This is a genomic window from Pseudomonas sp. PVC-3-1, from assembly GCF_057444315.1.
The window spans coordinates 6190731-6209542 of record NZ_CM172023.1; the positions used below are offsets into that span (position 1 = coordinate 6190731).

The following is an 18812-nucleotide window of genomic DNA, read 5'->3' on the forward strand; positions in this document are numbered from 1 at the left end:
GCCACGCCGCTGCGGCCTAATGCGCAGCCTGTCGAACCCGGTCGCCTGCCCGCATGTCCAGCTCCCGCTTCTCCACCGCCCAGCAACGCGCCAGCATCCTGCACCTGCCCGCCGGCCCCTGGACGACGGTGCTCGACTGCCTGTGCGCGCGCTTCCCGGCGATCAGCCGCGACACCTGGCTGGACCGCATGGCGCGCGGCAAGGTGCTGGACAATGACGGTCAGCCCATCGGCCCCGAGCACCCGTATCGCGAAGCACTGCGCATCCATTACTTCCGCGAGGTGGCGCAGGAAACGCCAATTCCCTTCCAGGAAAGCATCCTGTATGCCGACGAACACCTGGTAGTGGCGGACAAACCGCACTTCCTGCCGGTGACGCCTGCAGGCCAGTACGTCGAGGAAACCCTCCTCGCCCGCCTCACCAAGCGCCTGGGCAACCCGCAGTTGGTGCCGCTGCACCGCATCGACCGGCTCACCGCAGGCCTGGTGCTGTTCTCCGCCAACCCGGACGACCGCGACGCCTACCAGGCGCTCTTCCGCGAGCGACATATCGACAAGATGTACGAGGCCATCGCGCCAGCGCTGCCGCAACGGGAGTTCCCACTGGTGCATCGCTCACGGATGGTCGAGGGTGATCCCTTCATCCGCATGCAGGAAGTGGACGGTGAGCCCAACAGCGAAACACACATCGAGGTGCTGGAGAAACGCGGCGACCTGTGGCGCTACGGCCTGCACCCGGTCTCCGGCAAGCGTCACCAGTTGCGCGTGCACATGTCGGGCCTGGGCGCGGCGCTGTGCTTCGATCCGCTCTATCCGACGCTGCCGCCGCGCGGCGAGCGTCCGCCGGAAGACTTCGCCAAGCCGCTGAAGCTGCTGGCCCGGCAACTGGAGTTCATCGACCCGATCACTGGCGAGGCACGGCATTTCAGGAGCCAACTGGAGCTCTCCTGGCCTTCCATCAATTTCATCGATGGTCACCCTTAAGGCTATCCATTTCCGTCGATAGTGGCCCCGATGTTTTCATAGCTCCACCCCAAGGAGAGAAAGCATCGGGAGCCCGATCATGAGCTACAGCGCCAAGTCCTTTTCCGCCCTCGTCAACGCCCTGCGCGCCGATGGCATCACCCGCCCCGAACAGATGGCCCGCCAGCCCTTCCGCAATGCCCAGGGCTTCTGGTCCGCGGTGGCAAAGAAATGAACCTCGTGCGGCGACTCCCGCCTGCGCTGCGCATGGATGCGGTGATCATTCTCTACGCCCTGGCGGCAGCCTGGCTGGTGTTCTCCGGCCTGTAAGATCAGGCTCGTCTTCGCCGGCAGCCAGACCGGCGGGATGTTCGCGAGCAAGCTCCCTCCTACAGAGAGTTTGCCGAGGTGAAATCCCACTGCAGGAGCGAGCTTGCTCGCGAATCCTGCGCCAACGAAAAAGGGCAGCCGCGGCTGCCCTTTTTCGTGTCCCACGCGGCCCTGCCGCGCTCCATCCTCACTTCTTCAGGCAAGTGCTCATGAACGCCTTGCGTTCATCACCCTTGAGCGCCTTCTTGGTCGCATCGGCATTGCAGGACTTCATCTTCTCCTGCTGCGGCGTCATTGCCTTGCTGTCGCTGCCGGCCTTCAGGCAGGTGCTCATGAACGCCTTGCGTTCATCGCCCTTGAGCGCCTTGGTGGTAGCGTCGGCATTGCAGGTTTTCATCTTTTCCTGCTGCGCGGTCTGCGCGGCGGTGGCGGCAAAGCCTTGCGCCGAAAACAGCAGAGCCAGGACGAGCAGCGGAATCCGAACGGTGGTCATGGAGTGGTCTCCCAGGATGGAATTGCCACCCTCAGCGTAGCTTGCAGCCCAGCATTCGCGAGGGCTGCGACGCGATGCAGCGGCTCATCTCACCAGGTCCGTGATGGCTTCCACGGCGTACACGGCAAATATAGTTATATATAAATTCGAATTGATAATTTTTTGAAATATGAAAAATACCGCAGTATGGCGTCGCCACCCATTCGGTACGCCAGGAACCTGCCATGTCGCTGTTGACCCTTCCCAATGCCCGCGAGCAAACCAAGTCGGTCCGCGCCACGGTGCTGGTGTTCAAGGACCCGCGCTCGCAGGAGCTGCTCAACCGCATCGAGCGCCTGGCGCCCAGTGAGGCCAACGCGCTGATCATCGGCGAGACCGGCACCGGCAAGGAGCTGGTGGCGCGACATATCCACAAGCTCAGCCGCCGCAGCGGCGCGCCCTTCGTCGCGGTGAACTGCGGAGCCTTCTCCGAAACTCTGGTCGAGAGCGAGTTGTTCGGCCACGAAAAAGGCGCCTACACCGGCGCCACCAGCAGCAAGGCCGGCTGGTTCGAGTCGGCCAACGGCGGCACCCTGTTCCTCGACGAGATCGGCGACCTGCCGCTGAACATGCAGGTCAAGCTGCTGCGCGTGCTGCAGGAGCGCGAAGTCGTGCGCCTGGGCTCGCGCACGCCGGTGCCGATCAACGTACGGGTAGTCGCCGCGACCAACGTCAACCTGGCTGACGCCGTGGTAGCCGGGCATTTCCGTGAGGACCTGTTCTACCGCCTGCACGTCGCCACCATCCGCCTGCCGCCACTGCGCGAGCGTCCCGGCGACATCCTGCCGCTGGCCGAATTCTTCCTCGAGGAGCACTGCCAGCGCCTGGGCTACAACCGCGCATCCCTGAGCCCCGAGGCCGAGCGCAAGCTGCTGGGCCACACCTGGCCGGGCAACATCCGCGAGCTGGAGAACGCCATCCACCATGCCCTGCTGGTGTGCCGCAATCAGCAGGTACAGCCGGGCGACCTGCAACTCGCCGAGCTGCCGTCCGCACCTCGCCACGACTCGCTGCGCCACGAAGCCTTCCCCCACGCCCTGGCGCCCCGCGTCGAAGCCACCCTCGAGCAGGCGCTGCTGGAACTCTTCGAAAGCAACAAGCCCGACCTCTACGAGCACGTCGAGGAAGTACTGTTCCGCACTGCCTACCACTTCTGCCATGGCAACCAGCTACAGACCGGCCGTCTGCTGGGCATCAGCCGCAATATCGTCCGCGCGCGTCTGGAAAAGATCGGCGAACTGAACCTCAGCCGCACCGGCTGAGGTAAGTTCAGCCCGCGCCAGCAGTGGGCTGAAACCGTCCGTCGGCGATCCCCGCCCGGCCTCCCCCCGCGCAAGGTTATAATCTGCGCCGTTTTTGCAGCCGGCACGCCAGTGCAACCTGAGCGTCTACACTGCCAGGATGACGTCCAGGCAGGACGTCGATTGCCAGCAAACGGCCCATCGTCATCAACTTCTAGTCATCATCTTCAAGCCATCAGCTTTTTGTCATCAGGAATGATCGTGACCAAAGACGAACTGCGCGCGGAACTGGAGCGCCAGGAGCAACGTTTCAAGGATGAGCAGGGCGGCGAAGTAACCCTTTATGCCGCACAGCCCGAACCCGGCAAGAAACCCTGGCGCAAGCGACCCAGCGTGCAGGACAAGGCCTTCGACCGGGAACTGGAAAGAATCGAAGAAGAACGACTGAAAAAGGATCAGGAAGCCGCTTCCCTTTAAATCGCAGGTACGGCCCCAGGCTGAAAGACTCACCCGAAACTGCTGTGGGAAAGTCTCGATGCGATGGGCGAGCAGTGCTCCGTGGGGGAGCCGCCAGTTGGCCTGCAAACACTCATCCGATGGGCCGGCGGCCCGCGTGGAAGCATTGCAAACTTTTTCCACCCTGCCTGAAAGCGCCGTGCGACGAGGCGTCGCGCAAATTGGAGAAACCGTTTCAGGCTAAATACGGTGCTCCAAGCTTCTGGCATAATCGCCGCCCCGTCTCCGACCGGTCATAGAATTTTCATGTTCGATCTCTTCAGCGGACTCGATCTCTGGGTGGGTATCAGCCTGGTGCTGGCACTCACATTCGTCCTGGCGTTCGAGTTCATCAACGGCTTCCACGACACCGCCAACGCGGTGGCCACGGTCATCTACACCAAGGCCATGTCCCCGTACCGCGCGGTGATCCTCTCCGGCATATTCAACTTCCTCGGCGTGTTGCTCGGTGGCGTTGGCGTTGCCTACGCGATCGTCCACCTGCTGCCAGTGGAGCTGCTGATCAACGTGAACACCGGCCACGGTCTGGCCATGGTGTTCTCGCTGCTCGCCGCGGCCATCACCTGGAACCTGGGCACCTGGTACTTCGGCATTCCCGCCTCCAGCTCGCACACCCTGATCGGCTCGATCCTCGGCGTGGGCCTGGCCAATGCGCTGATCACCGGCGTACCGGTGGCCGACGGGATCAACTGGGGCAAGGCCATCGACATCGGCCTGTCGCTGATCTTCTCGCCGCTGGCCGGCTTCCTCGTCGCCGGCGCCCTGCTGATCGGCCTGAAGTGGCTGTACCCGCTGTCGAAGATGCACAAGACCCCGGAAACCCGCCGCGACGTCGACGAGAAGAAGCACCCGCCGTTCTGGAACCGTCTGGTGCTGGTGATCTCGGCCATGACCGTGAGCTTCGTGCACGGCTCCAACGACGGTCAGAAAGGTATCGGCCTGATCATGCTGGTGCTGATCGGCATCGTCCCGGCGAAGTTCGTCCTCGACCTGAACAGCACCACCTACCAGATCGAGCGTACCCGCGACGCCGCCATCCACCTGCAGCAGTTCTACAACCGCCACTCCGACACCCTCGGCGAGATGCTCGCCCTGGGCAAGGCCAGCGAAGCGGACCTGCCGGACCTGTACCGCTGCGAGCCGAAGCAGACCGAGGCGACCCTCAAGGGCCTGCTGAGCGACCTGCACGGCGTCTCCAGCTACAACGACCTGAACGACGACGAGCGCGTGCAGGTACGCCGCTACCTGCTGTGCCTGGATGACACCGCGAAGAAGGTCGGCAAGCTGTCCGAGCTGCCATCGCGCGAGAAGGCGGACCTTGAGAAGCTGCGCAAGGACCTGACCAGTACCACCGAGTACGCGCCCTTCTGGGTGATCATCGCGGTGGCCCTGGCCCTGGGCATCGGCACCATGGTCGGCTGGAAGCGCGTGGTGCTCACCGTCGGCGAGAAGATCGGCAAGCAGGGCATGACCTATGCCCAGGGCATCGCCGCCCAGCTGACCGCGACCGCCGCCATCGGCATGGCCAACATCTACAGCCTGCCGGTCTCCACGACACACGTCCTGTCCTCGGGCGTAGCGGGCACCATGGTGGCGAACCGTAGCGGCCTGCAAGGCAGCACGATCCGCAACATCCTCATGGCCTGGGTGCTGACCCTGCCCGTGTCGATCGCGCTGGCCGCCGGGCTGTTCTGGCTGTCCTCGCGCTTCATCGGCTGATCCCGCGCTGCGCACCACGAAAAACGCCTGCATCCGCAGGCGTTTTTCATTTCCGGGCGATCAAAGATTGATCGCCTGCCGCGGCAGACGAATGACGAAACGTGCGCCGCCCTTGAAGTTATCCACAGACAGGCTGCCGCCCATGTTGCGGATCAGGTCATGGCTCACCGACAGCCCAAGGCCGGTGCCCTTGCCGATCGGCTTGGTGGTGAAGAACGCCTCGAAGATGCGCTCCATCACCGCCGGGTCGATGCCGCCGGCATTGTCGCGCACGTGCAGTTCCACCCAGCCGGAGTCCGCGCACGGTTCCTGTGACACGCCAACCCAGCGCGCGCCCTCCCCCCCGCGCCCAAGCAGCGCATCACGGGCGTTGGCCAGCAGGTTGATCAGCACCTGTTCCAGTTGGTCGGCGTAGCCACGTACCACCACCCGATGTGCCGGTGGCCGGCATTCCAGGGTGATGCCCTGCTGCGTCAGGCTTTCGCCCAGCAGTGCGACAGCGCCTTCGCAGGCATCGTAGGGATCGAAGGGCGCGGCCTCCAGTTCCGACTTGCGGCTGAACACGCCCATGTGGCTGATCACCCGCGAGAGCCGGTCAATCTGCGCGTCGGCACGCTCCAGCTTCTCCTTCAGGTACTCCGGCTCGCCCAGCTTCTGCCGGGCGTTGTAGAGGGACATGCGCATGACGTGCAGCGGCTGCTTCATCTCATGGGCCATGCCGCTGACCATCTCGCCCAGGCTGGCCATCTTCGCGCCCTGCGCCAGTTGCTGCTGAGCGTGGCGCACGGCAGTGTTGTCACGGCCCACGGCCTGGACTTCCACCAACTGTCCCTGGGCATCCAGCAACGGACGGTCCGACCAGATCAGCCACAGGTTGCGCTGGCCGGGCAGGCAGAAACGCAGTTCCCAGGAGTCGTCCGCGGTGCTCTTGCCGCCGCCCACCAGGCGTGCGCGCAGGGCACTGCAATCCTGTTCGGAGAGCCACTCGTCCAACCGCCGGCCGAGTAGCGCGTTCACCGGCTCGCCCAGCACCTGGGCAAAGGTATGGTTGATGAAGGTAAGTTGCAGGTCCGGGTCGTAGCGACAGATCAGCGCCGGCGAGTCCTCCACCAGCACGCGGTAACGCTCCTCGCTCTCGGCGATCTGCAGCGCGGCAAGGTGCTGCTCGGTGACGTCCAGCCAGAGGCCGACGGCCTCCTGCGGGATGCCCTGGATGTCGCGCAGCAGCTTGGCCTCGTCGTACAGCCAGTGCCATTCACCGGCGCTGTCGCGCAGGCGATATTCGGTACGCACACGGCCTTCGCGCAGCAGTTCGCGCCCACGGTCGAGGAAGGTTTCCAGGTCCTCGGGGTGCACCCGCTCGGCCAGCGCCTGCCAGTTCTGGCCCTGCAGATCGAGGCCGAGCAGGTTGCCGGCGCTTTCGCTGTAGAACTCGGGGATCAGATGCCCCTCCTCCACGCGCTGCACGTAGATCACCACCGGCGCGCTGTCGATCAGGTTGCGCAGCCGGGCGTGGGCGGCCAATGCCTGCTCCTCCTGCGACTTGCCTTCGCTGATGTCCAGTAGCACACCATCCATCAACTGATCGCCCGCGCGGGCCTGTCGTCGGCCCTGCAGACGCAGCCAGCGGCGCGTCTGGGTGGAAGCCGTCCCGCGCAGGCGCAGGTCCTGGACCAGTCGGCCACCCGGTTGCAGGTTGCGCAGGCGCAGGTTGAGCTCGTCGGCGTCAGCCGGATGCAGTTGGCTGAGCAGCTCGGTCAATGCCAGTTGCAGCTGCCCGGCGGGCAACCCCAGGCTGGCGGCAACGGCGGGCGACAGCTCGAACACGCCCTCGTCGACCCGCAGCCGCCACCAGCCACCGCCGACCATGTCCTGCAGCAGGCTCAGGCGCCGGCTGCTGTCGCGCAGGTTGTGCAGCTCGGTGCGCTCGTGCACGAGGTTGGTGAGGATTTCCGCCAGGTATTGCCAATCGCTCGGCGCCAGCCCTGGCCAACTGCCGCCATGCTCCATGGGCTCGGCGAGCAGCCCGGCCAGCCGCCCGCCGCGCACGGGTGCCGGGATCAGGTAGAGCTGGGCGCAGCACAAGGTGCGCAGCAGCTCCGAGGGGCTGTCGTCCGCGCCCAGCAGGCAGGCGCCGCTGGCCGCGCGCAGCTCGTCACCGGGCACCGCCAGGCCTTCGCGCAACAGGCTGTCGAAACCAGGCTGCACGTAGCAGGCAAAGACTCGCAGGCTCTGATCCGGCGCCTCCAGCAACAGGGCCATGCTGCGCATGTGGAAGTTGCTGCAGAAGGCTTCCAGCACTTCGCCGACGGCCTCGCCGAGACGACGTTGCGAGCTGTGGCGCAGGCGCGCCAACAGCAGTTTGCTGAGATTCAGGCATTGCAGCTTGTGCTGCTGGCTGTCGGACTGCCAGTTCAGGTCGGAGATATCCATGCCCAGCAGCAGGCAGTGCTCGTTGGCCTGGAGGGCGGCCTGGAAGCGGCAGACCAGCGGCAGGTCGCCCGTACTGCGCAGCACCAGATCTAGCCGTTCGCCGCCGCGCAGGCTGGAAACCTGCATGCCGCCGGGAACACGACGGTCCAGGTAGTCCCCCAGCCCCGGCAGTTCACCATTGCCCGGCGTCGGCGGCAGCAGCCGGTGAGCCAGGCTGCCGCCGCGGGCGATGACGCGATCGCGGCTGTCCAGTTCCAGCCACAGGTCCCAGTGGCCGGTCACCACGGGCTCAGCCAGCTCTTCCGCGGGCAGCGACGGGCGCCGACGCGCGGCCAGCGGCCGACTCGGCACCGGAACATCGTTCAACTCATGCTGGCCGCGAGGCCTGGAGCGCCAGAAATCGAACATCAGCGCCTCAGAGCAGGACGCTGGCTGTGCCGCTCAGCACGTCAGGCAGACGCGGCACGGTGCCGATCCCCGGCAGGGTCAGCAACGGGACGATAGGCGTGGTGGCATAGGGGTAGCTGACGCACACCCGAACGCGGGTGTATTGCCGCCCGGAGATGGTTTCCGTCACCGGGGTATCCATGAACTGCCCGCTGTAACAGCCGTTGCGCCAGTTAGTCGGCATCCAGCTCAGGCGCTGGGTAACGGCATTATCCACGGCCGTCTTCAAGGCGGCACTGTAGCCGCCCGCCGCCTGGGGATTCACCGAAACAGCCACCCGGGCCCCTGCCGCTGCCGCGTCGTTGAACGCCTGCAGCATCAGCAGCGGCACGCAATAACCGAGCAGACCATAGAGAACGGCAAAGAACAGGACGAATACCGCGGCGAACTCGATAGCCACCGCACCTCGCTGCGTGCCGCGCCCTCCGACTCCGTTCATGCGCAATACTCCCACAACTTGCAACTTGAATGATCGTTCAACTTATCGGCACGGCAGAACTTTACTGAAGATACTCGCCGTCGGATAAATTCCATTACCGAGCAATACTAGGCGCTCTTCAGGGATTCGCCCTCATGGTTTGCCGCAATAACGTTACGAGCCAAATTCGTTCTCACCTGGCCGCAATTGCAATATGGCGCCGGAATATCAAATACCCTAAAACTCTACTTGCCCGCCTCCAATGCGCCGACCGGGATAAGGATATTCTCGATGCTGTTCAAACTCTGCCTGCTGGGTTGGTGCGCGGTGTGTGCGTATCAGGACCTCATGCGGCTGCGTGTCAGTAACTGGCTGACCCTGGGCGGGGCATTGCTGGCCCTGCTGTTCCTGCTGTTCAAAGGCCACACGCTGACCGGCTACGTGCCGCTGGCAGCCGCGCTGGCCGCGCTACTGGCGGCACTGCTCACCGTGCCGGGCTACTGGTTGGGCAAGCTGGGCGCCGCCGACGTGAAACTGCTGGTCGCCATCGGGCTCGCCAGCGACCCGCTGACGGTGCTGTACACACTCGCGCTGGCTTGCCTGTTCTGCGTGGCCCTGATGTTCGCCAGCAAACTTTTGATTGATTCGGACAAAGTACCGGCTAATTGCAAATCGAAATTAGCACGGCTGCAACCGTCAAAGTTCAAGTCATTTCCCTTCATCTTCACGCTATTCGCCGGTCTTCTGACGACCCTGTCGCTCCTCAATTAAAAATGATTCCGACAATTGGCAGAATCCGAACTTAACGACTATATGCTAAGAGTTAATACCACCTGTCGCCTGATGGGACGATCCGACTACGGTTATTGAACAGTCGGACGATAAAAATAATGGAAGTATTCTTTCAAGGAGCGTGCAGTCATGGAAAAAACGGCCAATCGCCGTTTCAGCGTGCTGGTCATCGATGACGAGCCTCAGGTCACCACCGAGCTGTCCGAGTTGCTGGAGAACAGCGGCTATCGCTGCGCGATCAGCGACAGCAAGGACAGCGCCCTGCAGAAATTCCGCGACGATGCCTCGATCGGCCTGGTGATCTGCGACCTGGGCCTGGGACGCGACAACGGCATCCGCGTGGTCGAGGCGCTCAAGGACGTGGCCGGCTCCACGCGGTTCTTCGAGACCATCATCCTCACCGGCCAGCAGGGCAGCCAGGAGGTGATCGAAGCCATGCGCGTGGGTGTCGCCGATTACTACCAGAAGCCGGTGGCGCCGATGGACCTGCTCAAGGGTCTGGAGCGCCTTGAGGCCCGTCTGCACGAGCGCATCCGCAGCCAGCTCAGCCTGAGCCATGTGAACCAGCGCCTGGAGTACCTCGCCGAGTCGCTCAACTCGATCTCGCGGGATATCCACAAGATCAAGTACGAAGTGCACGGCGGCGGTGGTGGCCAGCCCACCAGCAGCAGCGTGCTCAAGCAGGAGCAGCCTGAGGTCCCGGCCAGCGTCGCAACGAGCAACGCCGAGCAGATGACGCCGGTGGTCAACAACCCGCTGTTCAACAAGCTCTCGCCGCGCCAGCAGGCGGTGGCGCGCCTGGTGAGCAAGGGGCTGACCAACTACCAGATCGCCTACGACCTGGGGATCACCGAGAACACCGTGAAGCTCTATGTCTCCCAGGTGCTGCGGCTGATGCACATGCACAACCGCACCCAGCTCGCCCTCGCCATCTCCCCCAGCGCCTCCCAGAGCAGCGCGGTGCACTGAGCCCTGCGCTGTTCCTGGCGACCTTCAGATCAGCAGCTCCGCGCCGCCGGTCTGAAGGTCGATGAGGCGCACGTCGAGGATGCCGGTCTGGATGCCCAGTAGCTTGAGCAGCGGGTCGATCAATGCATTGCCCAACAATCCCACCACGTTACTCAATGCGCCCGTCAGCAAAGTACCGATTCCCAGCGCGGAATTGATCAGCGTGCTCGAAACACTGTTGACCAGTTGCCCCAGCGGGCAGAGCAGCCATCCCACCAACGGAAGGTCGCAAGTCAGGCTGGGAGGCAAGGTGACAGTGACCTTGAGATTCTTCGCCATATCCGCAACACCAGCAGCGAGCGACGCACCCAGCGGGCTTTGCACGCGCTTGGCGACGCTAGGCAGATCAGCGGGACTTGTCACATTGAACACCAACTGCTGCTCACCGCCGGCCGCGAAAGATGTCGCCTGATTTCCATTGCTCAGGGTGACCAGTTTTAACTTGTCATCGGCCCCGGGAAACAGGCCAACACTGGCGCTCAAGGTCAGATTGGCGATTCCGGGCTTGGCCTGGATATCGACCTCCACCGGTTTTCCTACCCCACCACATTTGATGCTCTCCAGCGCTGCAGTGCCCTTGGCGACGTCGACTTGCAGCAATACGTCGGTTGTAACCAGCTTCAGATTCAGCAAGTCGACATGCACGGCAGCCTTGAGACTTATCTGAGTCGACGTGGCCTGCGTCCGCCAAGTGTCATCGCTGTTCTTGCCGGGATAGCCGATGGCAATCTGTGGCGGCGAAATGACCGTGAGGCTGAGCGTCTGAGTTGCCAAACCAGGAATGGAAAGCGTCTGTGCCGGTACCGCGACCGCGTTGCTTTTGTTCGCCACCAGCGCCGTAGCCATCAGCAGGTCCAGCATATTGACCCCGGCACTGAGCGCCGTATCACGCACGCTGTCCGGCGCCACCACAGTGAGAATCTGCCCCAGAGTCAGGTTCGCCGTCGGCACATTGATCGTTGCCAGCGCGGTGCGCAGCAGTGCCGTATTCACACCGGCCAGCTGTGAGGAGTCTGCCGCATTGACCATGGCCTGGAGCAGCTGCGCGGCGGTGACATTGGCGCCCAGCAGGCTGTCGATCTTGCCCAGTTCCAGGTTCACTCCCGCTGCCTTGAGCTGCTGGCTCAGTGCGAGCAGCGAGACATTCGCGCCAGCGATGCCCTGGTAGGTGACCACGTCCAGATTGAGGTTGGTGCCAAGCAAGCCGCCGAGTAGCGCGTTGAGCAGAGGCGAGTTGCTCGAGTCCAGGCTCAGCACGCCGCTGCCGGCGGAAATTCCGGCCATCGCCGAGCGTCGCGCCACCGCCTGGGCGCTGATCACCGTGGTGCTCGAGGCCCCGCTGAACAGGCTGGCGACATTGAGCACCAGGCTCGACGGCACGCTATGGGTAGCCTGCACGCGAATGGAATCGGCCAGGTTGCCGCCGGCGCTGAAGACTCGCCTGGACTCGGCGCCGCCATACCCGGCATCGAGACTGACAGTGCCCAGCGTGCCCACCAAGGTATCGCCGGTGCCGGGCACGAAGCCATTCTTCGCCGCGCTGGCGGTGACGAAGGCCTGGATGTCACCCGCCAGTTGCGAGCCGCACATGCCGCCCTGGGTGGCCGCCTCCAGCGCCGCCATGTCCGCCACGCGCTGCAGTTTTCGCTGTTCGAAGTACAGGCGCCCGGTGTCGATCACCAGGGCCAGGCAAATCAATGCCAGCAGCAGCGTTCCCGCCGCCATGACGCCGATTGCGCCTCGCTGCCGTTCACGTCCCATGGCAGCCTCCGGAAGGGATCAGTTCTTGTCGGTGCTGAAGCTGTTGTCGTCCAGCAGATACTCGGGAATCTCGCGGGTATAGCTCTTCAGGTAGCGCTGGTAGGCACGGTCGCGCTCGGCCGGCGTGGCGCTCTGCCGATGGGGCGAGGCGGCCTTGCCGCTGCTCTGCAGATCCAGCCAGGTCAGCACTTCCTGCTGGTCACGAGCGGTGGTACCGGCTTCGGTGTGAGTGCTCTCCACCGCCTGAGCCAGCATCGGCGTCGCCAGCAGTGCGCCGGCCAGAATCCATGTCTTCATCCTTCCCTCCCTGCCCGCCTCAGCGGGCCTTGACCAGCAGCTTGGCGTCGCGCGCTACCGCCGGAGTCGACTCGACCAGCGCGGGGTGCGCGTCCTCTGCCGGATCGTCCACGTAACTCACGCTTTCGGCCTGCACCGCCGGCTGGCTGGCCGGACTGGCGGGGCTGACCGGGCGCAGGTCCTTTGCCTGGTCCTGGGCCGCGCGGACCTGGTCGGCGGACAGCCCCACGCTCTGGATCAACCGGCTGGCCTCGCTGTTCTCACCCTGGATGAACATGACGCTGAGCAGGTTGGTGGCCGGCAGCTTGTCGTGCTCGTTCAGCTCCATGGCGGTGATGAACTCGAAACGCGCCTTCTCCATCTCGCCGCGACGCATCAGGACGTAGCCCAGGTCGTTGCGCAGGGCGCTGTCGGTGGGTTGCAGGCGTGCCGCTTCACGCAGCTCGCGCTCGGCTTCCACGGTGTTGCCGCCACGCATGGCGATCTGTCCCAGGCCATGGTGGGCCTCGGCGGACTTGCAGGTGCCCAGCAGCCCTTCGTAGACGATGCGCGCCTTGGGATCGCCGATGCGACGCAGGGCCAGCGCCTTGCTTTCGCGCACCTCCAGCGAGTTCGGCGGCAGGGTTTCCAGGTTGGCCAGGGCCGCGTGGGCACGGCCGTTGTCGAGCATCTCGCGAGCCAGGTTGAGCTGCAGCTCCACGGCCTGGCCGAGCTTCTCGTCGCAGTTCTGCCCGACGCTCGGCCCGCCACCCAGGCTGTCGAGGTTGGCGCAGCCACCGAGCGTCAGGCCCAGCAGGCCGATCAAGCAGGCGTTTCTCATCCCATTCTCCCCATGGCCTTGGTAATCGCGAGGAATCCGGGCCCGGCGAGGATGATCAGCAGCGCCGGGAACAGCAGCGTCATCATCACCAGGCTCATCTTCGCCGACATCTTGCTGACCTTTTCCTGCAGGCCAGTCAGGCGGCGGTCCTCGAACAGGTTTTTGAGCGTCAGCAGCGAACCGCGCGCGCTGCCGCCCTGGCGCACCATCTGGCGCAACACGTTGCAGCAGTCGCTGAGCTCCCCCACCGCCAGGCGCTTGCTCAGCAGTTCCAGCTCGTCGGCCAGGTCCAGGCCGCTTTCGGCGTGAGCCAACACGCCATCGAGCTCTTCCACCAGCACCGGGACGATGTTCCGCCCTTCCCGGCAGACCACGCGCAGGCTCTGCTCCACGGTGAGGCCGGAGTCGAAGAGGATGCGGATCAGCTGGATGAACAGGATCACCTCGTCGGCCAGGCGTTGCCGACGCTGGCCGGCGAAATAGGCCAGCACCCGCTTGGGCAGCAGGAAGCCGATGCCGGCGGCGAAGGACAGCGGCAACAACGGCGATGTATGGGCGTGCCCCGGCGTGGCCAGGACCGCCAGTACAATGGTCACGAACAGTATGGGAACGAGGAAGATCGACACCAGGTAAATGCGGCGCGGCGTACCGCCGGACCAGCCGGCCTGGTTGAGCAGCAACCGGACCTCTTCGTCACGTAGTTGCAGGCGTTTGCCCAGGCCGCTGTCGCTCATCCGATCGAACGCTTGCGCCACGCGCTGACCGGCGCCGCGCGGCAGCGAATCGCCGCCCAGTCGCTGCTGGATCAGACGCTGCTCGCGGCCGGCGGCGCGGCTCTGGGAAAGCCACAGGAGGATCGCCGCCAGGGCCAGGATCACCACCATCAATCCGTACATCAGGGGCATGCCGGCCTCCTCAGACGCTCTTGAGCATGCGCCAGAGCGTATAGCACCCCAGCACCTGCAATCCCAGGGAAGTCAGCAGCATCAGGCGGCCGCCATGGTCGTGCCACATGTTCATCAGGTAGCCCGGATTGCTGAACAGGATGTAGGCCCCCAGGCTCACCGGCAGCAGCGCCAGCACCAGGGCACTCATGCGGGTTTCACCGGTCATGGCGCGCAGCTGACGACCGAGCTTCTCCCGCTCATGGATGACCTTGATGATGTTCTCCAGCAGGTCGGTGGTATTGCCGCCGTAGCGATGGTTCACCGCCACCCCGAGAGAGAGCACGTGCAGCTCCTCCACGTCATACAGTTCGGCCACTTCCTGCAACGCCTCGGGCAGGCTGATGCCCAGTAGCACGTGGTTGTTCACCAGCGAGAAGATTTCCCGCAGGGGATCGTCGGCAATATTCACCGCCTGGGTGATGGCGTCGCCCAGGGTGCGGCCGGAGTGCAGGCTGCGCACCACCTGGTCAAGGAAGTTGGGCATCTGCCGGATCATCTTCTGCAGGCGCCGCCGGTACAGCAGGTTGACCAGGCCATGGAACCCCAGCACGCCCAGGCCGACGCCACAGAGCGCGCCCACCGGCCCGGCCAGGCGCTGCCCGAAAAGCCCCAGCACGAGGGAAACCACTGCCGCTCCCAGCAACCAGCGCCCCATCTCCGTGATCCCCGCGCGGCGCATGCGTCTCGCCAGCCAGTGGCTGCTGCGTACGCGCCCTCCTCCGGCGACCACGCTCTCTCCGCTCAGGCGGCGCATCACCAGTTCATGGTGCCGCGCGCGCCAGCTCATGCCCGCCAGCGCCATGCCCAGCGCAGCCAGAGCCAGGCTGGCAACGACCAACCAGAGGGCGCCGCTCACAGCAGCACCTGACGGAACTTCAACCCGCCCGGCTGGGCAGTGCGGACAAATTGCCCGGTGCCACGCCGGTCGAGGCTGAACAGCGAGTTGGTGACGTAGACACCGTCACGCACCTCCAGCACTTCAAGGATCTCGCTGACGCAGCGGCGACCGTTGGACAGGCGGGTGATCTGCACGATGATGTCCAGCGCCGAGCAGAGCATCTGCCGCAGGGTCTGTTCCGGCACACGCTGGCCGGTGAGCCCCACCAGCATTTCCAGACGCAGCAGCGAGTCCATCGCCGAGTTGGCGTGCACGGTGCTCATCGAGCCATCGTGGCCGGTGTTCATTGCCTGCAGCACATCGAGTACTTCGACGCCGCGGATCTCACCGAGGATGATGCGGTCGGGACGCATCCGCAGGGCGTTGCGGATCAGGTCGCGGGCGGTCACCTCACCGAAGCCTTCAGCGTTCGGCGGGCGGGTCTCCAGCCGCACCACGTGATCGTGGCCCAGTTGCAGTTCGGCGGTGTCCTCGATGGTAACAATACGCTCGCGCTCGTCGATGAAGCTGCTCATGACGTTGAGCAGCGTGGTCTTGCCGGTGCCGGTGCCGCCGCTGATGAGGATGTTGCAGCGGCTCGCCACTGCCTGGCGGAGAAAAGCCAGCATGGCTTCGTCGACACTCTGGTAAGCCAGCAGGTCGGCGCTCTTGAGCAGTTCCTTGCTGAACTTGCGAATCGACAGGCAGGGCCCGTCCAGCGCCACCGGCGGGATGATCGCGTTGACCCGGCTGCCGTCAGGCAGGCGCGCATCCACCATCGGGCTGGACTCGTCCAGGCGCCGGCCCAGCGGCGCGAGGATACGCTGGATCACCCGCTGCACATGGTGATCGTCGATGAAGCGCAGGTCGCTCTGGTACAGCCGGCCTTCGTGCTCGATGAATACCCGGTCCGGGCCGTTGACCAGGATTTCCGAGATGCCGGGGTCGCGCAGAAGGATTTCCAGCGGGCCGAAGCCGGTCAGTTCGTCGACCACTTCTTCGGCGAGGCGGTCCAGCTCGTAGCGGGAGATCGCGAGCTGGCGGCGCGAGGCGTACTCGCAGACCTTCTCGGAGACGTACTGCGCCACCGCCGGCCGCGCGCCTTCGAGCAGGTTCATGCCGTCTTCGTCGATCTCGTCGATGATGTAGCGGTGCAGGCGCATCTTCAGCGTCTGCAGGTCCTGGTCGTGGCGGCTGGGGCCGCCGCCGTAATGCTGGCTCATGAGCGCGCGGCCTTCGCCCGGCCGATCCAGCTGAACAACCCGCGCTTCTCGGCCACGCCTGCACCCAGCGCTTCGGCGAGGTCACGCAGCTTCACCGTCAGAGGATCACGCGGGGCCAGCTCGAACAGGCTCTGGCCGACGTTCTTGGCGCGCAAGCGGGCCTCTGGCGAGGCCGGCAGGATGCCGAAGAGTTCCAGGCCGAACATCTTGCCCAGCGCCGGCGCATCCGGTGGCACCGAGGCCCAGTAACGCTCGATCAGCAGCTCGATGCGCGGCAGCGAAGGCGTGCGTTCACGCAGGCGGCGCAGGCGTTCCAGTCCCTTCTTGCACGACGGCACGCTCTGGTCCACCAGCCACAGCACGCGACTGGCCTGCATCAGCAGTTGGCCGCTGAGTTCGCCTTCGGCGACGCCGGTGAGGTTGATCAGGATATGGCTGAAGGCGCTGCGCAGGTTGCCCAGCAACAGATACAGCTCGGCGGTGGTGATGCGCTCCAGCACGCCAGGCTCATCCGAGAGGCTGAGCACACGCAGGCCGGACTCGTGGCGGGTGAAGGCGCTGTCGATCAGGGTCTGGTCCAGGCGCCGCAAATTGCGCAGGGCATCGGCGAAGGTGAAAGACGGCTCCATGCCCAGGATCGCCAGCGCCTCGCCGGTGGGCTGGCCGATGTCCACCAGCAGCACGCGGTGCTCCGCCTGGCGTTGCAGCGCCAGGGCCAGGTGCAGGGCGACGAAGGCGCCGTCGGCGTCTGGCCGGGCGCTGATCAGGCTGATCAACTCGCCCTGCTGGGTGGCACTCACCGGTACCGTGGGCAGGCGCCCGCCAAGACGGCGGACCAGCCCGCTCAGTTCGCTGGCACGGGCGCCGTAGGTGACGAAGTCCCGAGCTCCTGCGCGCATGGCGGCCAGTACCAGTTGGTTGTCCAGCCCATCGCCGACGGCCACCACCGAAAGCAGCGGTCGCGCGGAAACCAGCCCCTCGATCAGCGAGCCCTGGGAGACCAGGTTGGCCTTGTTCAGGCTGGTGAACAGGACCGTCGCACCGGTGACGTCGAGCAGCGACAGCAGCTCCTCCAGCGTTCCGCTGTTGGCCAGGACCACCTGCCCGCAGCCGGCCAGGCTGCTCTGCAGCCATTCCTGCTCGCCGGCATGCTGGACCAGCGCCACGAAAGTCTGACTCATGCCGGTGCTCCCTTGTTTTGCCTTGCCTCCCGCTCTCTGGCGGGTCAGCGCTTCGTAGGTATCCATCAGTGCGACATCCCGCTGCTGGCCTTGCGCTTGTCGAAGCGGCCGTCCTCGAGGAAATAGAACTCGCCGAATCCGGGGTCGTAGTCGCGCAGCCCTTCGCCGGGAAGCTTGGGCAGCGCGGCATTGGCCGCCAGCGGCTGCACCAGGTGCGGGGTGACGATCATCAGCAGTTCGCGGTCATCCTTGTCCAGGCTGGAGGAACGGAACAGCGCGCCAATCACCGGGATGCTGCCCAGGAAGGGGAACTTGTCGATATTGCTGATCGTGCTGCTGCTGATCAGGCCGCTGATCACGAAGCTCTCGCCGTCGGCGAGCATCACGCTGGTATCGGTACGCCGCACGGTCAGCGCGGGTACGGCGATGTCGTTGGTGCGGATGCCACTGGAGAAGTCCAACTCGCTGACTTCCGGCGCGACCTTGAGCGCGATGCGCTTGTCGTTCATCACGGTCGGGGTCAGGGTCAGGCGCACGCCGAACTCCTTGTACTCGATGGTGATGGTGTCCTTGTCGCCATTGGGCACGGGAATCGGGAACTCGCCACCGGCCAGGAACGACGCGCTCTGCCCGCTGGTGGCCACCAGACTCGGGCGCGCCAGGGTGTAGGCGAAGCCGCTGCCTTCCAGGGCATTGATGAAACCCAACCACTTGCTGCTGCCGCCGCCCCAGATGATGTTGAAGCCGCCGTTGGCATTGCCGAAGGTGCCATCGAGGTTACCGACGGGATCGACCGTCATGTTGCCCAGGCTGCCCGGAGAGCCCAGCACGAAGGTGTTGGAGCCGCGCCGCACCAGCGAAGTGCTGGCCTGCTTGAGCTTGCTGCGACTGACCTCGACGAAGCGGATATCGGTCTGCACCTGGTTGGGCAGGCTGCCGGCGCCGACGCCGGTAGCCCCGGCCACGTCGCCCACCGCACGCGCACCGACGCGCACCACGGTACGAATCGGCTGGTCGCTGCAAGCGGTCCAGATCAGCAGGCTGGTCAGGCCCTCGGTCTTGCCGGTGATGAGGAAGTCGCGCTTGTCGAGCACCTGCACGTCGGCGATGTTCGGGTCGCCGATGGCCAGGCGCTTGATCGGCACCGGCAGTTGCTGGTCGCGCTGGGCGCCCTGCTCGACGTCGAGGTTCAACTGCTGGTCAGCAAAGCCTGCGCAGGCGCTCGGCACGGCCTGCGCCGCGGAGTGGACGGCGCAGGCCAGCAGTGCGGCCAGGGGAAGGATGAAGCGCTTGGACATCGATGCACTC

Annotated in this window: 18 protein-coding genes; 7 read left to right on the forward strand and 11 right to left on the reverse strand. The window is 64.9% G+C overall.

Annotated features, from left to right (window positions below; genetic code table 11):
• Positions 1 to 53: 53 nt before the first annotated feature.
• Complete coding sequence (locus AC2T4A_RS28510; RefSeq protein ID WP_486742370.1) at positions 54 to 983, forward strand: pseudouridine synthase; 930 nt, start codon at positions 54 to 56, stop codon at positions 981 to 983.
• Positions 984 to 1062: 79 nt separating this feature from the next.
• Positions 1063 to 1197: a hypothetical protein gene (locus tag AC2T4A_RS28515; RefSeq protein ID WP_017519380.1), complete on the forward strand. Its 135-nt coding sequence runs from the start codon at positions 1063 to 1065 to the stop codon at positions 1195 to 1197.
• A gap of 282 nt (positions 1198 to 1479) precedes the next feature.
• On the opposite strand, the gene AC2T4A_RS28520 is transcribed toward AC2T4A_RS28515, so the two are convergent.
• Positions 1480 to 1785 carry a PsiF family protein gene (locus tag AC2T4A_RS28520; protein ID WP_416744920.1) on the reverse strand — a complete coding sequence of 102 codons (306 nt, stop codon included), beginning with the start codon at positions 1783 to 1785 and terminating at the stop codon, positions 1480 to 1482.
• 224 nt (positions 1786 to 2009) lie between these two features.
• Between AC2T4A_RS28520 and AC2T4A_RS28525 the strand changes: the two genes are divergently transcribed.
• The 3 genes from AC2T4A_RS28525 to AC2T4A_RS28535 all read left to right on the forward strand — a co-directional run bounded on the left by AC2T4A_RS28525 (position 2010) and on the right by AC2T4A_RS28535 (position 5300).
• A complete protein-coding gene (locus AC2T4A_RS28525; protein WP_192431506.1) occupies positions 2010 to 3086 on the forward strand; it encodes a sigma-54 interaction domain-containing protein in 1077 nt (358 codons plus the stop codon).
• Positions 3087 to 3326: 240 nt separating this feature from the next.
• Positions 3327 to 3542, forward strand: coding sequence for a hypothetical protein (locus tag AC2T4A_RS28530; protein WP_413351632.1), 216 nt, complete (start codon positions 3327 to 3329; stop codon positions 3540 to 3542).
• Positions 3543 to 3827: 285 nt separating this feature from the next.
• The gene (locus AC2T4A_RS28535; RefSeq protein ID WP_416744919.1) at positions 3828 to 5300 is read left to right on the forward strand and encodes an inorganic phosphate transporter; all 1473 of its coding nucleotides are present in this window, start codon (positions 3828 to 3830) and stop codon (positions 5298 to 5300) included.
• A 60-nt stretch (positions 5301 to 5360) separates the two neighbouring features.
• On the opposite strand, the gene AC2T4A_RS28540 is transcribed toward AC2T4A_RS28535, so the two are convergent.
• Positions 5361 to 8141, reverse strand: coding sequence for an ATP-binding protein (locus AC2T4A_RS28540; RefSeq protein ID WP_416744918.1), 2781 nt, complete (start codon positions 8139 to 8141; stop codon positions 5361 to 5363).
• Between the two features lie 7 nt (positions 8142 to 8148).
• A complete protein-coding gene (locus AC2T4A_RS28545; protein ID WP_416744916.1) occupies positions 8149 to 8619 on the reverse strand; it encodes a TadE/TadG family type IV pilus assembly protein in 471 nt (156 codons plus the stop codon).
• A 270-nt stretch (positions 8620 to 8889) separates the two neighbouring features.
• On the opposite strand from AC2T4A_RS28545, the gene AC2T4A_RS28550 reads away from it, so the two are divergent.
• Both AC2T4A_RS28550 and AC2T4A_RS28555 read left to right on the forward strand, forming a co-directional pair.
• A complete protein-coding gene (locus AC2T4A_RS28550; RefSeq protein ID WP_416744915.1) occupies positions 8890 to 9369 on the forward strand; it encodes a prepilin peptidase in 480 nt (159 codons plus the stop codon).
• 150 nt (positions 9370 to 9519) lie between these two features.
• Positions 9520 to 10359 carry a response regulator transcription factor gene (locus AC2T4A_RS28555; protein ID WP_416744914.1) on the forward strand — a complete coding sequence of 280 codons (840 nt, stop codon included), beginning with the start codon at positions 9520 to 9522 and terminating at the stop codon, positions 10357 to 10359.
• 24 nt (positions 10360 to 10383) lie between these two features.
• On the opposite strand, the gene AC2T4A_RS28560 is transcribed toward AC2T4A_RS28555, so the two are convergent.
• From AC2T4A_RS28560 to AC2T4A_RS28595, 8 genes are all read right to left on the reverse strand, one after another.
• Positions 10384 to 12159: a pilus assembly protein TadG-related protein gene (locus AC2T4A_RS28560; protein ID WP_486742371.1), complete on the reverse strand. Its 1776-nt coding sequence runs from the start codon at positions 12157 to 12159 to the stop codon at positions 10384 to 10386.
• 18 nt (positions 12160 to 12177) lie between these two features.
• The gene (locus tag AC2T4A_RS28565; protein ID WP_416744912.1) at positions 12178 to 12456 is read right to left on the reverse strand and encodes a DUF3613 domain-containing protein; all 279 of its coding nucleotides are present in this window, start codon (positions 12454 to 12456) and stop codon (positions 12178 to 12180) included.
• Between the two features lie 19 nt (positions 12457 to 12475).
• The gene (locus AC2T4A_RS28570; protein ID WP_486742372.1) at positions 12476 to 13276 is read right to left on the reverse strand and encodes a tetratricopeptide repeat protein; all 801 of its coding nucleotides are present in this window, start codon (positions 13274 to 13276) and stop codon (positions 12476 to 12478) included.
• Entirely contained in the window at positions 13273 to 14181 is a 909-nt protein-coding gene (locus tag AC2T4A_RS28575; RefSeq protein ID WP_486742373.1) for a type II secretion system F family protein, read from the reverse strand. Before AC2T4A_RS28575 ends, AC2T4A_RS28570 begins: the two co-directional genes overlap by 4 nt.
• A 10-nt stretch (positions 14182 to 14191) precedes the next feature.
• On the reverse strand, positions 14192 to 15079 hold the full coding sequence (locus AC2T4A_RS28580) for a type II secretion system F family protein (RefSeq protein WP_416744909.1): 888 nt from the start codon (positions 15077 to 15079) through the stop codon (positions 14192 to 14194).
• Positions 15076 to 16323 carry a type 4b pilus Flp biogenesis ATPase TadA gene (tadA, locus tag AC2T4A_RS28585; RefSeq protein ID WP_478377264.1) on the reverse strand — a complete coding sequence of 416 codons (1248 nt, stop codon included), beginning with the start codon at positions 16321 to 16323 and terminating at the stop codon, positions 15076 to 15078. The genes AC2T4A_RS28580 and tadA overlap by 4 nt, the downstream gene beginning before the upstream one ends.
• Entirely contained in the window at positions 16320 to 17504 is a 1185-nt protein-coding gene (gene tadZ / locus AC2T4A_RS28590) for a type 4b pilus Flp biogenesis protein TadZ (protein WP_416744907.1), read from the reverse strand. Before tadZ ends, tadA begins: the two co-directional genes overlap by 4 nt.
• A 65-nt stretch (positions 17505 to 17569) precedes the next feature.
• The gene (locus tag AC2T4A_RS28595; protein WP_416744906.1) at positions 17570 to 18802 is read right to left on the reverse strand and encodes a type II and III secretion system protein family protein; all 1233 of its coding nucleotides are present in this window, start codon (positions 18800 to 18802) and stop codon (positions 17570 to 17572) included.
• Positions 18803 to 18812: the final 10 nt, after the last annotated feature.

Excerpts from the sequence above, each read along its gene's own strand:
- AC2T4A_RS28555 (WP_416744914.1), top strand. The coding sequence starts at position 9,520 with ATGGAAAAAACGGCCAATCGCCGTTTCAGCGTGCTGGTCATCGATGAC.
- AC2T4A_RS28535 (WP_416744919.1), top strand. The coding sequence starts at position 3,828 with ATGTTCGATCTCTTCAGCGGACTCGATCTCTGGGTGGGTATCAGCCTG.
- AC2T4A_RS28510 (WP_486742370.1), top strand. The coding sequence starts at position 54 with ATGTCCAGCTCCCGCTTCTCCACCGCCCAGCAACGCGCCAGCATCCTG.
- AC2T4A_RS28550 (WP_416744915.1), top strand. The coding sequence starts at position 8,890 with ATGCTGTTCAAACTCTGCCTGCTGGGTTGGTGCGCGGTGTGTGCGTAT.
- AC2T4A_RS28560 (WP_486742371.1), bottom strand. The coding sequence starts at position 12,159 with ATGGGACGTGAACGGCAGCGAGGCGCAATCGGCGTCATGGCGGCGGGA.
- tadA (WP_478377264.1), bottom strand. The coding sequence starts at position 16,323 with ATGAGCCAGCATTACGGCGGCGGCCCCAGCCGCCACGACCAGGACCTG.
- AC2T4A_RS28540 (WP_416744918.1), bottom strand. The coding sequence starts at position 8,141 with ATGTTCGATTTCTGGCGCTCCAGGCCTCGCGGCCAGCATGAGTTGAAC.
- AC2T4A_RS28515 (WP_017519380.1), top strand. The coding sequence starts at position 1,063 with ATGAGCTACAGCGCCAAGTCCTTTTCCGCCCTCGTCAACGCCCTGCGC.
- AC2T4A_RS28525 (WP_192431506.1), top strand. The coding sequence starts at position 2,010 with ATGTCGCTGTTGACCCTTCCCAATGCCCGCGAGCAAACCAAGTCGGTC.
- AC2T4A_RS28570 (WP_486742372.1), bottom strand. The coding sequence starts at position 13,276 with ATGAGAAACGCCTGCTTGATCGGCCTGCTGGGCCTGACGCTCGGTGGC.
- AC2T4A_RS28520 (WP_416744920.1), bottom strand. The coding sequence starts at position 1,785 with ATGACCACCGTTCGGATTCCGCTGCTCGTCCTGGCTCTGCTGTTTTCG.
- AC2T4A_RS28565 (WP_416744912.1), bottom strand. The coding sequence starts at position 12,456 with ATGAAGACATGGATTCTGGCCGGCGCACTGCTGGCGACGCCGATGCTG.
- AC2T4A_RS28545 (WP_416744916.1), bottom strand. The coding sequence starts at position 8,619 with ATGAACGGAGTCGGAGGGCGCGGCACGCAGCGAGGTGCGGTGGCTATC.
- AC2T4A_RS28595 (WP_416744906.1), bottom strand. The coding sequence starts at position 18,802 with ATGTCCAAGCGCTTCATCCTTCCCCTGGCCGCACTGCTGGCCTGCGCC.
- tadZ (WP_416744907.1), bottom strand. The coding sequence starts at position 17,504 with ATGAGTCAGACTTTCGTGGCGCTGGTCCAGCATGCCGGCGAGCAGGAA.
- AC2T4A_RS28575 (WP_486742373.1), bottom strand. The coding sequence starts at position 14,181 with ATGCCCCTGATGTACGGATTGATGGTGGTGATCCTGGCCCTGGCGGCG.